Below are 16,147 nucleotides of genomic sequence, written 5' to 3' on the forward strand. Positions count from 1 at the left end.
ACTAAAATCAACGATGTCTGATACAAACTTCGACACCAAAGAGACGGAGCAAAAAGAGGGTTTTCAAGAAACCTTCATGTCGCATCTCTTTGAGTTGCGAGATCGGGTTGTTAAGTCGGCCATCGCGGTGATCATTGTGTTTGTTTCCCTGGTTTACTGGGCCCCTGACATCTTCCATTTATTTGCCAAGCCAATGCTGGATTCCTTGCCGGCAGGCGGCAAGATGATTGTCACCGATGTGACCGGCTCCTTTTTTGTGCCTATGAAGGTCACCATGTTGGTTGCCTTTTTAATTGCCTTACCAATAGTTCTTTACCAAGTTTGGGCTTTTATAGCACCAGGCCTTTATACTCATGAACGGAAGTTGGTTCTTCCATTGGTAGTAAGTAGTTACTCACTCTTTTTGATCGGCATGTCATTTGCCTATTTTTTGGTCTTCCCAACCGTCTTTCAGTTCATGGCAAGCTATAACGCCCCATTGGGCGCTGAGATGTCGACTGATATTGATAAGTACCTAAGTTTTGCCATGTCGACGTTTTTAGCCTTTGGTATTACCTTTGAAGTCCCGGTCGTGGTGGTGGTTTTGGTCAAAATGGGCATTGTCTCGATTGAAAAACTTCGAGAGATAAGACCGTATGTCATCGTCGGCGCCTTCATTATTGCGGCTGTTGTTACCCCCCCAGACGTGCTATCCCAGCTTTTATTGGCGATTCCGATGTGCATTCTTTACGAGCTCGGACTGTTTATTGCTCGTTTCTACCTACCCAAAACAGAATCTCCAGAAGAAAAAACAGCTTAGAACTATAAGTAATTGATTTAAATGGATTATTTCCTTAAATTGAGCTGTTGCATCAATACAACGAATAGCCATATAAAAGATTTAAAAGAATGTATTTACATAGAAAAACCGGATAATTCTAGTGTCCTGAAGCAATTCGGGCAATTCTTAACTTATGGAGATTTAAACAATGAAAAAATCACTATTTGCACTTGCGGCAGTTAGCGCATTTGCTGGTGTAGCACAAGCTCAGTCTAGCGTGACTGTGTATGGTTTAGTTGATGCTGGTGTAGGCGTAACCAATATAGACTACAACACAGTTCAAAAACAAAACCAAACTACTATCGGCGGTTTCCAAAGCGGTAACGGAACTGGTAACTTATCCGGCTCACGTTTAGGCTTTCGTGGCGTAGAAGATTTAGGTGGTGGCGATCGTGCCGGCTTCGTCCTTGAGACAGCCATTAACTATAACAACGCAACTGCCCCAACAGTCGCAGCAACCATGACTGACGTTGCAGGTGCAACTAATGCAACGATGTTTGGCAACGTTCGCCAAGCATATGCATCTCTCGGTAATAGCAAATTTGGAGAGTTGCGTATTGGTACCCAAAACTCATTGCTCAAAGACGCTACCGAGGGATTTGACCCACAAGGTGGTCCAAATATGACTGGTTCTGGTTCGTTATATCAACAGGGTACCGTTACACGCTATAGCCAAGCGGCTACTTATCAGGCGCCTACTATGGCAGGTATTACCTTGAGAGTGCAGACAACCGTTGATGGCACAGCCTCAAATAATGGTGGAGCAACCGCAGCTAATGCGGTTCCAACAAGCAACCGCTCAAGTTCAGCTAGCTTAGATTTTACCCAAGGCCCAATTAAGGTCGGCGGTATTTATGAGCGCAGAACAACGTGGGCACTAAACGTAGGTACTGCAGCAGCTGCCGCCTCGGGCGGAGCAGGTAACGGGTTCAATCAGATGGTAGCAGTTGGCCCCGGTGGCACTTTATCAGCAATCGCACCTAGCATTAATTACTATGCATTAGGCGCAAGTTATGATTTGAAGATGGTTAAACCTGCTGTGCTGTATTACAACCAAAGTGTTAACGGTGCGAATACACAGCAATCTGGTACAACATCTGGCGTATTGTTTGGTTTAACTGCTCCATTGTCTGCAGCATTAACTGTGACAGCGTCATATACTGGTGGAAAAGTAACAAATAACAATACCGGAGTTTACGATACAGCCGGTATGCAATTTGTTGCTAATTACAATCTTAGCAAGAGAACCGGTGTCTATGCGGGCTATGGCTCAACTGACTGGAAATCGAAAATTCCAACAACTACAGCCAGCGTAACTTACCAGCAATACACTATTGGTATGCGTCATACATTCTAATTTGAAGCTAGCATCTGCTAGTTAAATTTAGGTCTGAAGTTAAAAAAACCCACTGTGATCTCACAGTGGGTTTTTTATTATAAAAAGAGTATTAATGTGGTGATAAAAAAAATAAAAAACCAGAGTGATTAAAAAACATTTAAACACAAAAAAAAGAGTATCTAGGTGATGGAAATTAAAAAAACACCAAAAAGGGTCATCGATATATACTTATTAAAAAAAATGAACTGAAAAAGCAAACTTAGAAATGAAAAATTAAGCATTATGCAAAGAGCAGAAATGTTAGAAGTGATTGCCTTATTTAATAAGGGCTATAAAGAAGCTGCATTAGAAGCAATACATAAAATTGAGTTAAGTGATCCAAAAAATTTAGATACTAAATATAACTATGCACTAATGCTAGGCTTAGCTGGAAACCATGTCGAAGAACAAAAAAAATATAAAGAAATAATTGAAATAAACCCAAAAGACTGTGATGCACTTGTTAATCTAGCAGTCTCATTAAATGAAACTACTAATTATAAAGAAGCTGTTCAATACTCAAGCGAAGCAATAAGTATAAATTCTAATATTGCAGAGGCATATGAAGCCAGGGGAATCGCAAAACAACATCAAGACCTGGTAGAAGATGCAAATTTAGACTTAAAAAAATGGCTAAATCTAAAAATTAAAAATGTAAACACAAAATATTCCGACACTCTAATAGAGTGCTTAGAATTAATAAAAATAAATGCAATTTACGAAACTGAAAAAAAAATTAATACAGATAGAATTAGATTAGAAGAAAAAGCTAGGCGCATTGTAGAGAGCTTAAAAAAAATCCCATCAGAATACTTGCAAACAAATAATATAGGTAAAAAAATAGCATTTAAATTGAATAGATTTTACTTGGCGTATCAACAAAAAGATGACAAAGAAATAAATGAAATATATAGTCAAATTACAGCATTGCTGTTAGATAAGATAGAACAACCGAATAAAATTAAAAACATACATAATAAAAAGATAGGTGTTATCAGCACATTCAAATACCACCCAAACCTATTTATTATTGAACAACTCAAGCAAATAGATAAAAACCTTCAGGTAGTACTGATAATAATAAATAATCCAAAAATAAAATTAGATGGGATACCAACAAACTTTAAAATAGATCATGTAAATATATCACCTGACAATCTAAATCAAGTGGTACAAAATATTAGTAATCAAAATATCGATATATTATTTATGCCCGATATAGGGATGTCTATAGAGTCGCAAATTTTAGCTGCATATAGACTTGCTAAGGTAAGTATTATGGGATGGCTCCATCCAGTTACATCAGGCTCAAAAAATATTGATTATTTTTTAAGTGGCGAATTAATGGAAACATTGGAGTCAGAAAGTCAATATACAGAAACCTTAATTAAATTACCTGGTATTGGATTAAAAATAAATCCAGAACCGTACATATCAACAACTATAAAAAAATTACATGATAAGCAAAAAAATGAACATTTAATGGTTGGATGCTTACAAACACCATTTAAATATCATCCACAATACGATTACATATTAATCGAAATTGCAAAAAAGATAGTAAAAGTAAAATTTAAATTTATAAAATATCAAGATGAGCTAGATGAAAAATTAAGGAAAAGATTAACATTAGAATTTGAAAAAAATGGAATAGATCCAAGCATCATCACATTTCAAGATCGACTAAATAAAGAAAACTATAGGAATTTTTTAAAAACTTTAGATATCGCACTAGACACCTTGGGTTGGTCGGGAGGTAATACAACTTTAGATTGTTTGGGTGCTGGACTGCCAGTGTTAACTTTAAAAAATAATTTTATGAGATCAAATCACACAGCTGCAATATATAAATTAATAGGTATAGAGGAGTTAACTTCCACATCACCAGAGGAACTGATAGAAAAAATTTATACAATCAGTTTAAACAATGAATACTTAAAAAAAATAAGGTGCCAAATATATGAAAATTTTTTAAATATAAAATCTGAATGCTATATTTCAAAATTTATAAATGAAATTAGTTTAAAAAACTAGAGCACTAAATTAGTACTTTAATTAAGTATTAGCCGAAATAGTAGAAATTAGCGAATATTCAAGATCGGCGATATATTCTTTTGGATCAAAAAAATTTGAACTATGAATTTTATTGGCTAACTTAGATTTTATATTTCGAAAATAAAATTCATCCTCGTAGAGCCTCACAGCAATATCTTCATATTCATCAAGTGAATTTGCAACTAACTCGGTTACAGATATATAAGATAAGATACTTTCTGTCATTCTCCCGCAAAAGCTTTTTCCCTTTAAAGTAAGAACTGGAACCCCAGACCATAATGAATCACTACAAGTTGTACCAGCATTAAATGGAGAAGTATCAAGAAACAGATCTGCAAATCTAATGCGACTTAGGTGATCTGAATAATTTAATTGCTCTGCAAAAATTACACGTTGTCGTGGAATTCCATATAAATCAAGTTTATTATAAACGTTATTTTTTACATTGGGCTCATTTAGAAATAGCCACAAGATTGAATCATTTGCTCTCTTTAAAATATTAATCCAACTCTTGAAAATAGTTTCTGTAATTTTATAATTGGAATTGAAACAACAGTAAATAAAAGTATCTTCTGGAAGACCAAGATCTGTTCGTGAATTAAATCTATTTGATTTACAGCGAAAGCCATTAGGCTGAAAAGTGCGTTGTAAGTTTAATATTTTTTCCGAATAAAATAGTTGGCTACTTTTAGGCGTGAGAATTTTATCACCAATAATAAAGTCGTACATCTCTGACCCTAGAGTTCCAGGATATCCAATAAAATTAACTTGAAATTGCGCAATACGGTTTAAAAAAATATTGGTTCTTGCGCCTTTCGTATGACCAGCTAAATCAATAGCAATATCAATTTCATGCTCGCGAATGAAATTAATTAATTCTTCATCAGTAAATTTGCTTACAAAAAAAAATTTATCAAAATTAGTTGATATTTTTATTGTGTTTTCATCAACTATAGAATTTAAGTGGTATCCATATATCTCAAATTTAGATCGATCATGGAGCTCATAAATTTTTTCTGTGAGGTAAAGAACTGGGTGACTTCTAAAATCTGGTGAAATATATGCAATACGTATTTTTGACTTTTTTAATTGTGTAGTAAATTTATTCTCAATTTTATGAAAGTGATTATTGCACCAAGTTCTACTACACTTTAAATTTAATATAGGATCATCATTAATTGCCTGAAAGATCATGGGGGAAATAATAAATTCCTCCCTTGAAACCTTTGCTCTTATTTCAGAAAAGAGAGGTTCAACGCCAGCCCAATTAAGGGTTTCCATTTTTACCTGTAGTAATGATCCTAAAAGAGCCAGATGGTCATGCTTAAAATTTATTGCCTTTTCATAACAATTAATGGCATCAGAATAATATTTCATATCAGCATAAAAATTTCCTTTCCAATACCAACCATCTGCAACATTAGGAGCAAATTTTATTGCTTGGTCGATAGATGTAAAAGCTTCTGAAATTTTATTATTTTTAAATTCACATCTAGATTTTCCGATCCAGGCTTCATGATGACTATTTTTATATTCTATAGCTTTGTTATATAAATAAAATGCATCTTTATAGTTTTTTAACTCGTAATGGCACTTGGCCGCATTAGATAAATATATTGGATTATTGGGTTCCAATAGAATTGCTTTATCAAAATTTAAAAGTGCCTTTTTGAATTGTTTTTTTATACCTAAATTTTGTCCTATATTGTGCCATGCAATTGATAGTTTTGAATTTAGGTTAATTACTTCCAAGTAGCATGAATTTGACTCGTCATATTTATTTAATTGACTAAATAAAATACCCTTAGCAATTAATGTTTCGGTATTTTTCGGATCTAATTCAAGAATTTGATCATAAAATTTAAGGCCGTTTTCATAATCAGCTAATTCTTCGCTATAGATTTTGCCAAGGTTAAATAGCACACCAATATTAGTTTGGTCATACTGTAGGGCTTTTTTTAAAAAATCTAGCGCCTTGTGGCTTTCATTTAATTTTATATAACCGAGTCCTAACTCTACTAATCCTTCAATAAAATCCCCTGCCTTTTTTATTGATATATGAATATGGTTGATTCCTTCTTCTAACCTACCTAATTTAATATATTCTTTTCCCAGGTAATAATGCGCCTCTGCAGAAGCATTTTCAGTAGAGCAGGCTATTGAAAGATATTTTAAACATTGGGCGAAGTCATTATTAGTGTCGTAAATTTTTGCCAATAGTTCATAGTGCTCAGCTTTGGCATTTTTAGAATTAATCGCACTTAAAAGTATTTGTTTTGCTAATTCAAAATTATTTTTTTTTAACTGTATTTTGGCAGTTTTAAGTAATTGATCGGAAGAAATTAAATTCATAATCTGATAAAGAAAAGGTATTTTTTAATGAACAGTGCTGTTCAGGATTTGAAATTAATTTCATTAACAAAATTACTATTGCAAATTTTTTTGCCTGCAGTAGCAAACCTAAAAAATATTTTCTTCATTATTTCTCACTTTTCTAAAACTTAGGTTTTATTAAATCTCTTATTTCTCGTAATAAGGTAATATCTTCTGGTGTTGGCGGGGTTGGCCTTGGCTCTTCATCTTGTAATCTGATTTTGTTGACTATCTTGACCATTTGGAAGATCACAAAAGCCAAGAGGACAAAGTTGATTGAGATGGTGATAAAGTTGCCATAGGCAAAAATTGGTATACCTGCTTTTTTGAGGGCATCAAATGTTCTTGGTACATTTTCTGGGACTGCTCCCATTACAATGAAGAGGTTCGTAAAGTCAATTTTTCCACCTAGAAGCGTTGAAATGAGGGGCATCATAATGTCATTGACTAAGGAATCGACAATTTTGCCAAATGCCCCACCAATAATGACTCCAACCGCGAGGTCGATCACATTGCCTTTAACGGCAAAGGCCCTAAATTCTTTCATGATGTTGGAAGCCACGTATTTCTCCTTTGAATCTCTATTTTTATAAGTTAAGCAGGATTGAGCAGGGTAACCACTTTTTACCTTAAAATCGAGGATTTGAGCAATTCGCCCTTTAGAACCTCTTATTTTGAATTCGGTACAAGGATAGATCGTAAATGAGTGATACCCCAAAAATGGATAAAGATCGCCGTACTTGGCTAATAGCAACCTCGGCCGTCGGTGGTTGTGGTGCTGCCGCAGTGGCTTACCCGTTCCTAGACAGTTTTCAGCCTTCGGAGCGCGCCAAGGCCGCTGGTGCAGCTGTTGAAGTAGATATCTCCGGTATGAAGCCCGATGAGATCAGAACCGTTGAGTGGCGTGGTAAGCCTGTGTGGGTGGTTCGTCGTAATCAAGACCAGGTTAAAGAGCTTTCAAAGCTTGACGGTGAGCTGGCTGACCCCAAGTCTTTACGAGATCCTGCTGCTTTAACCCCCGCCTATGCTCGTAACGAATATCGCTCGATTAAGCCTGAGTACCTGGTTGTGGTGGGAATTTGTTCCCATTTAGGCTGCTCACCTAATCCCAAGTTACAGGCAGGCGCACAACCTTCCTTGCCAAATGACTGGCCAGGTGGTTTCTTGTGTCCTTGCCATGGCTCCACCTTTGATTTGGCAGGACGGGTCTACAAAAATAAGCCAGCCCCCGATAATTTAGAGGTTCCTCCCCATATGTATTTGAGCGACTCCAAGATCTTGGTTGGTGAAGACAAGAAAACTTGATTAATTTACTTTACTATTTATTCTTTAGAAACTGATTCAGGACACTAGCTATGGCTTTCCAAGAAATTAAAGTTCCAGATAACGCAACGATTGCCCAAAAAGGCTTGGCTTGGGTCGACTCACGTTTTCCTTTGACTAAATTGTTTAAGGAGCACATGAGCGAGTACTACGCTCCCAAAAACTTCAACTTTTGGTATTTCTTTGGTGCTTTAGCAATTGTTGTTTTAGCCATTCAAATCGTAACCGGTATTTTTTTGGTAATGAACTACAAGCCTGACGCTGCCAAGGCGTTTGACTCTGTTGAGTACATCATGCGCGAGGTTCCATGGGGCTGGTTGATACGCTATATGCATTCCACTGGATCGTCCATGTTCTTTGTAGTGGTGTACTTGCATATGTTCCGCGGTTTGATCTATGGCTCCTATCAAAAGCCGCGTGAGCTGATTTGGATCTTTGGCTGTTCTATTTTCTTGTTGTTAATGGCTGAAGCATTCTTTGGTTACCTTCTGCCTTGGGGACAAATGTCGTACTGGGGTGCGCAGGTGATTGTTAATCTGTTTGCCGCCATACCTTTAATCGGGCCTGACCTTGCTTTATGGTTGCGAGGCGACTACGTGGTTGGTGATGCAACACTCAATCGATTCTTCTCCTTCCATGTCATTGCGCTGCCATTGGTACTCGTCGGTTTAGTAGTAGCTCATATTATTGCTCTTCACGAAGTAGGCTCTAATAATCCAGACGGCGTCGAGATTAAAAATACTCTAGATTCCACGGGTAAACCAGTGGATGGCATTCCGTTTCATCCTTACTACTCAGTGCATGACATTATGGGTTTGGGTGTCTTCTTGATGATCTTTGCTGCCATCGTGTTCTTTGCCCCTGAGATGGGCGGTTACTTCTTAGAAGCGAATAACTTTATTCCGGCTGACCCACTACAAACCCCATCACACATCGCACCAGTTTGGTACTTCACGCCGTTCTACTCCATGCTGCGTGCCACTACCACTCCTTTTTTAATACCCCTCTGGATCTTGTGCGCCATACCATTGGGCCTCGTGATTAAAAATACACGAGATATCCGCGTTAAGGGTGTATGTGCAGCCATTATTTTGATCCTAGCAGTTGGCTTTTACTTCTTGGATGCTAAGTTTTGGGGCGTTGTCATCATGGGCGGTTCTGTATTGATATTCTTCTTTTTGCCATGGCTGGACAAATCCCCCGTGCGCTCGATTCGCTATCGCCCAGATTTTCATAAATACATCTATGGTGCCTTCGTTGTGAGCTTCTTAGTTTTGGGATATTTGGGTATTAAGCCACCATCGCCTTTATTTGAGTTTCTTGCCCAAGTAGGTACGATTATTTACTTGGCGTTTTTCTTAGCAATGCCATGGTGGAGTAAGTTAGGTAGCTTTAAACAAGTCCCTGACAGAGTGACATTTCATGCACATTAATCATAACCATAAAGATTGCTAGGAACTTTTATGAATTATCGACTCACTATGGTGTGTATCCTAAAAAAAGGGCTTACTCTAGTTAGTACCAGCTTTTTGCTTGGAACGGCATTTGCGGCAGGTGGTGACTTCCCGCTTGATAGCGCACCAGATCGTTTAAATAACAACGCTTCATTGCAAAATGGCGCCAAGATCTTTGTGAACTACTGTTCGGGTTGTCACTCTGCGGTTAACTTACGCTACAACCGTTTACGAGATATCGGCCTTACCGATCAACAAATTAAAGACAACCTCATCTTGGGCGATCAAAAGGTGGGCGATCTCATGACCATCTCTACAAATCCAAAGGATGCGAAGGCGTGGTTTGGTAAGGTACCGCCAGATATGTCGGTTGTGGCCCGTTCACGTGGCACGGATTGGCTCTACACCTATTTTCGTACCTACTACAAAGATCCTGATAGCCCAACAGGCTGGAATAACTTAGTTTATCCAAATGTCGGTATGCCTCATGTTTTATGGCAATTGCAGGGTGAGCGTGCCGCTATTTTTGAGAACGTTAAAGACGCTAAAGATCCAGGCAAAACAACAAAAGCATTCAAGGGTTTTGAGCAGTTAAGCCCTGGATTAATGAAGCCCCAAGAATATGATGATAATATTGCGGACCTTGTGTCGTTTATGTCTTGGATGGCTGAGCCCACTCAGTTACAACGTAAGCGCATTGGTGTCGTTGTCCTTCTGTTCCTAGCGATCTTTACATTGATTGCATGGCGTCTGAATAAAGCGTATTGGAAAGATATTCGTTAAGTCCAAGCGTTTTGCTTTAATAATTTGATTTAAAGGATACCTGCTTATGATGGTGTTGTACTCGGGCACAAATTGCCCATTCTCACAACGCTGCCGCCTTGTTCTATTTGAAAAAGGTATGGATTTTGAGATACGGGATGTCGATCTGTTTAATAAACCAGAAGATATCTCGGTCATGAACCCATATGCGCAAGTGCCTATCTTGGTTGAGCGCGATCTCATTTTGTATGAGTCCAATATCATTAACGAGTACATTGATGAGCGCTTTCCTCATCCTCAACTCATGCCGCCCGATCCGATTGCGCGCGCACGGGCACGCCTGTTCTTATTTAATTTTGAGAAAGAACTCTTTGTGCATGTTAGTGCACTCGAGAATGAGAAGGGTAAAACTGCTGAGAAATTACATGAGAAGGCTCGCTTAGCGATTCGGGATCGTTTAACGCAACTAGCCCCAATATTTGTCAAAAACAAATATATGTTGGGCGAAGAGTTTTCCATGCTTGACGTTGCAATCGCCCCCTTACTCTGGCGTCTTGAGCATTACGGCATTGACCTCTCCAGAAATGCGGCACCCTTACTCAAATATGCAGAGCGTATTTTTAGCCGCCCAGCCTATATTGAGGCATTGACCCCTTCCGAGAAAGTGATGCGCCGCTAATTTGATAATTAGCTGCACTCTTCGGTTGGCTTAAAATCGTAATGATGGCTACCGACGCTCCAAGTACCAAGCCCTACCTAATTCGTGCACTGCATCAGTGGTGTACGGATTTTGGTTTTACCCCGTTCTTAGCAGTATTTGTGGACGAGCGGGTTGAGGTTCCCATGGAGTTTGTGAAAAATAATGAGATCGTGCTCAACATCTCGGCAGATGCCTGCCATCAACTGCATATTGAGAACGATTGGATCAGTTTTCAGGCTCGATTTGGGGGTATACCCAAGAAAGTATTGGTTCCAGTCACCCATGTCTTGGCAATCTATTCTAGAGAAAATGGTCAGGGAATGTCCTTCCCATTTGATCCCGAAACAAAGGGGCCAGTGGATAATGGGCTTGGAAATAAAGACGCTACGAAGGCAAAGAGTGAGCGTCCCGCTTTAAAGATTGTGAAGTAAGTTAAAATTAAATTTCTTAGATGCCCCATTAGCTCATCTGGTAGAGCAACTGATTTGTAATCAGTAGGTGGTCTGTTCGAGTCGGACATGGGGCACCAAAATTCCCCCGTCTTTATTATTCTATTTAGTCAGATCAATTTTCTTAGTTTCTGGCAAGAAGAAGATCGCCAGCCCAGCTGCGATAGCTAAAAAGATGGTTGGGTACCATAAACCAGCGAGCGGACTGGAAAACTCTTTATTAAGCCAAGTGACGATAAGAGGTAGCATCCCTCCGATCCAGCCTGCTGCAAGATTATGTGGCAGGGTTGCAGCACTATTGCGCGTTCGCGCGGGAAATAGTTCCGCCAATAGGGCAGTTTGTGGCCCAACCACTAGAGCCAATGGCAACGTGATTGCTATGAGTACGACGATCATGAGGGAGTAGTCTGGGGCAGTTTGCTGGCTGAGTGTTTGTAAAAACTGATAAGCCGGCTGAATCAGTATTGTGCCAAGGAGTAATCCGCTGATGACCACTGGTCTTCGGCCGATCCTATCAGAGAGTGCCCCAGAAATAATCGTTAATGGGAACAAAACTATCGTTGCGGTAATCGTTAAAGTATCCACAATTTGTGGGTTAATTTGTAATGCCGACTTCATAAATATGCCGGTGTATACCTGTACGCAGAAGAATAAAACAGAGCCACCGGCTGAGATACAAAAGAAAAGTAAGAACATTTGCTTGCGGGTCTCTTTATCTTTGAAGTTATCGCGTAAGGGCGATTTTGATGTTTCACCTTTGGCAAGCATATTTTTGAAGATGGGTGTTTCTTCTAAGGTCATACGCACCTTTAATGCCACCAAGAGAAGCACGATCGAGAACCAAAACGGTACTCGCCACCCCCATTCCTTAAAACTTGCGGGGTCCAGAAATTGATTGAGTAAAAGAAGTTGGAGGGTTGATACCAGCATACCCAAAGGACCCATTAACTGCAGAACACTAGTCTTAAAACCCCTATTAGAGTCGCCGGCGTGTTCCGTGAGGAAAACCGCACTACCCCCAATTTCACCCCCGGCTGATAAGCCCTGAAGTAGTCTTAAACTCACCAAAAGAATGGGCGCCAAAATGCCAATTTGCTCGTAAGTTGGCAAAAAGCCAACCGCAAATGTAGCCCCACCCATTAAAGAGATTGTGATTAGAAAGACGGGCCTTCTGCCAATGCGGTCCCCGAGGGAGCCAAAGAAGGCCGCCCCCAAGGGCCGCACAATCATCCCAGCCCCAAAGGTAGCAAGGCTTGCTAAAAGCCCAGTAACTGGGTCTGAGCTTGGAAAGAATAAGGGTGCAAAAGCCACCGCAAGGGTTGCAAAGGTAAGAAAGTCATACCACTCCAGAAAGGTGCCAAAGCAGGCTGCTGTAGCAATTTTGGGGTAAGACCGATTAGAATTACTCATAAATTAATTACACTAAATATGTATAAGCTATTGATTTAAAATGACTATTTAATAGATTAGAGACTTTTATGTTGCAGAGCAATAATATTTATTGCAGAGCAGCAAAAAATTGGGTATAGTTTCATGGTGCAGTGCAGTATTGAATACATTAACTTAATGGAGAGTACACCATGAATCAAGATCAAGTAACAGCAAAATTGTCGCAAATTCAGAGCAAGAACCTCGAGACTGTATTTTCCTTGGGCGAAGCCGCTCTTGAGAATGCACAAAAGCTCGTAGAACTCAATTACGACGCATCCAAGAACGCACTTCTGAATGCTCAAGAGAACATTCAGCAGGTAATCACCGCTAAAGATCCAAAAGACGTGAGCGAGTTCCTTCAAGCTGAAACTTTGCAGGAAGTAGGTAATCAGGCGATTGCTCATCAGCGTAAAGTTACGAAAGTATTGCGTGAGAGCGGCAAAGAGTTCGCTAACGTTGTAGAAGCTAGCATTGAACAAACTCAAGTTGGTATGCAAGATTGGGTAAATACATTAGCTGCTAACGCACCAGCCGGTTCGGATGTATTTGTATCTGCATTCAAAACTTCGATGAACTCGGTGATGCAGGGTTTTGAGCAGTTCCGTGAAGCCAGTAAAGATGCAATGGCAACGGTAGAGAAATCTGCTGACCAAGCTTTCGAAGCATTCCAAGGTCAAATTGCTCAAGTAAAAAAAGCTGCTGCTCCGGCTAAACGTAAGGCTGCTTAATTGAGCTAGTTTTACCAGTAGGATTTATGAGTCAAGAACCCGCCCTATATGGGCGGGTTTTTTTATTCAGTGTTGAATTTTTATTCTTCTTCGTGATTTAGTAAATTATTAGCAATTACTTTATTGGGTTTCACACCCAACTCCTTAACGCGTTCTGCTGCTTTAATCAAGTTACCTTTACCCGACTTGAGCTTATTAAAGGCGTCATGGTAGCTTGATTGGGCTTGATCAAGACGCTTTCCAATTTGCTCTAAGTCCTCTACAAACCCCACAAACTTATCATAGAGATTTGCGCACTGACGTGCAATTTCCATTGCATTCTTATTCTGTTGATCCTGGCGCCATAAGTGAGCAACTGTTCGGAGTGTTGCCATCAGAGTGCTGGGACAGACCAAGACAATATTTTTAGCAAGGGCCTCTTGATATAAATTAGGTGCAGCCTTAAGTGCACTTAAAAATGCTGGCTCAATGGGGATAAACATCAGCACAAAATCAACGGTAGATAAATCAGCGATACCTGCATAGTTCTTGGCAGATAGCCCTTGAATATGTTGACGGATCGATTGGATATGAGCTAAGAGCTCTTGTTTTGCAATCGCATCGTCACCCGCTTCAGTATGGCGGGCATAGGCTGTAATCGATACTTTGCTATCAATGACTAGGTGTCGGCCTTCGGGGAGCTTAACGATCACATCAGGCTGAAGTCTTCCGCCGTCGGCTTGTGTATGACTATCTTGGACAAGGTATTCTTCACCCTTACGAAGACCAGAAGACTCGAGGATGGACTCTAAAACAAGCTCCCCCCAGTTACCCTGAATCTTCGAGTCACCCTTTAGGGCATTGGTCAATGATCTTGCTTCATCTGACATCTTTAGATTTAGATTGGCTAGGCGCTCGATCTCGTTCTTCAGAGCAAAGCGCTCACGTGACTCTTGGTCGTAGGAGTTACTAACCTGTTCCTTAAACTCGGTTAGCTTAGTTTGCAAAGGTTTTAATAAGATATCTAATTGCTGCGCGTTTTGTTCTGTAAATTTTCTAGACTTATCTTCCAAAATCTCATTGGCTAGGTTCTTAAACTGATTAGTGAGTGCTTCTTTAGCTTCATTGAGAGACTCAATACGGTTCTGTACTTGCTTGCGCTCAGAATCTAATTCTGCCTCTAAACGAATAGCATGCAAAACAGCTTGATCACGTTCTTCGCGTAAGGCGTTTAAAAGAGTAGTTTGCTCAAACAGGGATACAGCAGTTTGTTTTTGATGAGAGCGCAAGATAAAAACATAGACCAATAAGCCGATGGTAATACCAAAGCTTAGGGCGGGGATTAGAAGACTAAGATCAGACATGGGCATTAGTCTAAATTAGACCAAGCCCACTGGGTGAGCTTTTAAAACGATAAATGGATAGGAGTAAATCAAGCTCCAAGAAGCTTTTTAAGCTCGCCGCTTTGGTACATTTCGGTCATGATGTCAGATCCGCCAATGAACTCTCCATTGACATAAAGCTGAGGAATGGTCGGCCAGTTGGCATACTCTTTAATCCCCTGACGGATTGCCTCATCATCAAAGACATTGACCGTATGCAGTGTCTCTACTCCACAGGCACGCAAAATATTAATGGCGTTACCGGAGAAGCCGCATTGGGGGAACTGGGCAGTACCTTTCATAAAAAGGACTACAGGATGGCCGGTCACAATCTCTTTAATACGGGTTTGAGCATCACTCATGGGTTAAATCCTTTCATTGAATCAACCCCCATATTTTATGACCTATTTGCTAATGGGGTTTTAGGAGCCTTACGGCCAATACTAATCCGCATATGCCCGGCTAGGTCAGGACGAGACTCCACATCCGATAGGCCTGCCTGATTCAGTAGAGCGCGAACCTGCGCTGCCTGATTGTAGCCATGTTCCAAGGCAATGAGGCCATCCCTCTTTAGAAACTCCTGACACCGATCTAGAATCAGGCGGATGCATTGCAAGCCGTCGTGTTCGTCAGTCAGGGCTTTGCGCGGCTCAAAGCGCAAATCTCCTTCATGAAGATGCGGGTCTCTCGGGTCAATGTAAGGAGGGTTGCTCAAAATTAGATCAAAACTACCCAGCCACTCCTTGGGGATATTTGTATACCAATTACTCTGAATAAACTGCACTACATCACTTAAATCAAGGGCTATAGCGTTCTGATGAGCAAGTGTAATGGCGTCACTTGACGCATCAATCCCAATCACTTCTATTTTTAGATTGTCTTGATCACTTTCTCTTATCGCATTGGCGAGTGCCAAAGCAATTGCCCCAGAGCCCGTTCCCAGATCTAGAACTCTTAGCTTTAAAACTTGATCAGAATGGGCAATCTGACATTTGATCTCCTCGATGGCGAGATCTACCAAGAGCTCGGTCTCTGGTCTAGGAATGAGAACCGAGGGGTTCACGTTTAATTCAATCCCATGAAACCCCTTCTTACCAATTAAATAAGCAACGGGCAGACCCTGCAGTCGATCTTTTTCGAGTTCTTGCCACTGACTGATGAGGGACTCTGGAAGTTTTTCTTGGTCTTTTGACACTAGGGCAGAGCGTGACCAGCCAAGGGATTGTTCTAGAAGATGCCCCAATAAAACTCGTGCATCAGTCTTATCAATGGGGGTAATACTTAGCAGGTCCTTGATAGTTCTCACAAAGAGT

At 40.1% G+C, this 16,147-nt stretch carries 15 protein-coding genes and 1 tRNA gene; 10 read left to right on the forward strand and 6 right to left on the reverse strand.

Going from position 1 to position 16,147, the window contains the following annotated elements:
• Positions 1-13 precede the first annotated feature (13 nt).
• From tatC to NKE59_RS00600, 3 genes are all read left to right on the forward strand, one after another.
• Positions 14-799: a twin-arginine translocase subunit TatC gene (gene tatC / locus NKE59_RS00590; RefSeq protein WP_353438924.1), complete on the forward strand. Its 786-nt coding sequence runs from the start codon at positions 14-16 to the stop codon at positions 797-799.
• Between the two features lie 169 nt (positions 800-968).
• A complete protein-coding gene (locus NKE59_RS00595; RefSeq protein WP_353438925.1) occupies positions 969-2,177 on the forward strand; it encodes a porin in 1,209 nt (402 codons plus the stop codon).
• 264 nt (positions 2,178-2,441) lie between these two features.
• Positions 2,442-4,232, forward strand: coding sequence for a hypothetical protein (locus tag NKE59_RS00600; protein ID WP_353438926.1), 1,791 nt, complete (start codon positions 2,442-2,444; stop codon positions 4,230-4,232).
• Between the two features lie 21 nt (positions 4,233-4,253).
• Here NKE59_RS00600 and NKE59_RS00605 read toward each other — a convergent pair whose 3' ends face one another.
• Both NKE59_RS00605 and mscL read right to left on the reverse strand, forming a co-directional pair.
• On the reverse strand, positions 4,254-6,605 hold the full coding sequence (locus NKE59_RS00605) for a CDC27 family protein (protein WP_353438927.1): 2,352 nt from the start codon (positions 6,603-6,605) through the stop codon (positions 4,254-4,256).
• A gap of 142 nt (positions 6,606-6,747) precedes the next feature.
• Positions 6,748-7,173, reverse strand: coding sequence for a large conductance mechanosensitive channel protein MscL (mscL, locus tag NKE59_RS00610; RefSeq protein ID WP_353439870.1), 426 nt, complete (start codon positions 7,171-7,173; stop codon positions 6,748-6,750).
• Positions 7,174-7,328: 155 nt separating this feature from the next.
• Between mscL and petA the strand changes: the two genes are divergently transcribed.
• The 6 genes from petA (at position 7,329) to NKE59_RS00640 (ending at position 11,394) form a co-directional block, all read left to right on the forward strand.
• A complete protein-coding gene (gene petA, locus NKE59_RS00615) occupies positions 7,329-7,931 on the forward strand; it encodes a ubiquinol-cytochrome c reductase iron-sulfur subunit (protein ID WP_353438928.1) in 603 nt (200 codons plus the stop codon).
• 50 nt (positions 7,932-7,981) lie between these two features.
• On the forward strand, positions 7,982-9,382 hold the full coding sequence (locus NKE59_RS00620) for a cytochrome bc complex cytochrome b subunit (RefSeq protein ID WP_353438929.1): 1,401 nt from the start codon (positions 7,982-7,984) through the stop codon (positions 9,380-9,382).
• Between the two features lie 30 nt (positions 9,383-9,412).
• Positions 9,413-10,186: a cytochrome c1 gene (locus NKE59_RS00625; RefSeq protein ID WP_353438931.1), complete on the forward strand. Its 774-nt coding sequence runs from the start codon at positions 9,413-9,415 to the stop codon at positions 10,184-10,186.
• A gap of 46 nt (positions 10,187-10,232) precedes the next feature.
• Complete coding sequence (locus NKE59_RS00630) at positions 10,233-10,844, forward strand: glutathione S-transferase N-terminal domain-containing protein (RefSeq protein WP_353438933.1); 612 nt, start codon at positions 10,233-10,235, stop codon at positions 10,842-10,844.
• Positions 10,845-10,885: 41 nt separating this feature from the next.
• Positions 10,886-11,296 carry a ClpXP protease specificity-enhancing factor gene (locus NKE59_RS00635; RefSeq protein WP_353438935.1) on the forward strand — a complete coding sequence of 137 codons (411 nt, stop codon included), beginning with the start codon at positions 10,886-10,888 and terminating at the stop codon, positions 11,294-11,296.
• Between the two features lie 22 nt (positions 11,297-11,318).
• Positions 11,319-11,394, forward strand: a tRNA-Thr gene (locus tag NKE59_RS00640).
• Positions 11,395-11,416: 22 nt separating this feature from the next.
• Here the strand turns inward: NKE59_RS00640 and NKE59_RS00645 are convergent.
• Complete coding sequence (locus NKE59_RS00645; protein ID WP_353438936.1) at positions 11,417-12,724, reverse strand: MFS transporter; 1,308 nt, start codon at positions 12,722-12,724, stop codon at positions 11,417-11,419.
• Between the two features lie 170 nt (positions 12,725-12,894).
• Between NKE59_RS00645 and NKE59_RS00650 the strand changes: the two genes are divergently transcribed.
• Positions 12,895-13,473 carry a phasin family protein gene (locus tag NKE59_RS00650; protein WP_353438937.1) on the forward strand — a complete coding sequence of 193 codons (579 nt, stop codon included), beginning with the start codon at positions 12,895-12,897 and terminating at the stop codon, positions 13,471-13,473.
• Positions 13,474-13,553: 80 nt separating this feature from the next.
• Here NKE59_RS00650 and rmuC read toward each other — a convergent pair whose 3' ends face one another.
• The 3 genes from rmuC to prmC all read right to left on the reverse strand — a co-directional run bounded on the left by rmuC (position 13,554) and on the right by prmC (position 16,140).
• The gene (gene rmuC, locus NKE59_RS00655) at positions 13,554-14,816 is read right to left on the reverse strand and encodes a DNA recombination protein RmuC (protein WP_353438938.1); all 1,263 of its coding nucleotides are present in this window, start codon (positions 14,814-14,816) and stop codon (positions 13,554-13,556) included.
• Positions 14,817-14,884: 68 nt separating this feature from the next.
• On the reverse strand, positions 14,885-15,196 hold the full coding sequence (grxD, locus tag NKE59_RS00660; protein WP_353438939.1) for a Grx4 family monothiol glutaredoxin: 312 nt from the start codon (positions 15,194-15,196) through the stop codon (positions 14,885-14,887).
• Between the two features lie 35 nt (positions 15,197-15,231).
• Positions 15,232-16,140, reverse strand: a complete 909-nt coding sequence (gene prmC / locus NKE59_RS00665) for a peptide chain release factor N(5)-glutamine methyltransferase (protein ID WP_353438940.1) — start codon at positions 16,138-16,140, stop codon at positions 15,232-15,234.
• Between the last annotated feature and the right edge of the window lie 7 nt (positions 16,141-16,147).

The sequence above is a fragment of the Polynucleobacter sp. UK-FUSCHL-C3 genome (assembly GCF_040409815.1).
Lineage (GTDB): Bacteria > Pseudomonadota > Gammaproteobacteria > Burkholderiales > Burkholderiaceae > Polynucleobacter.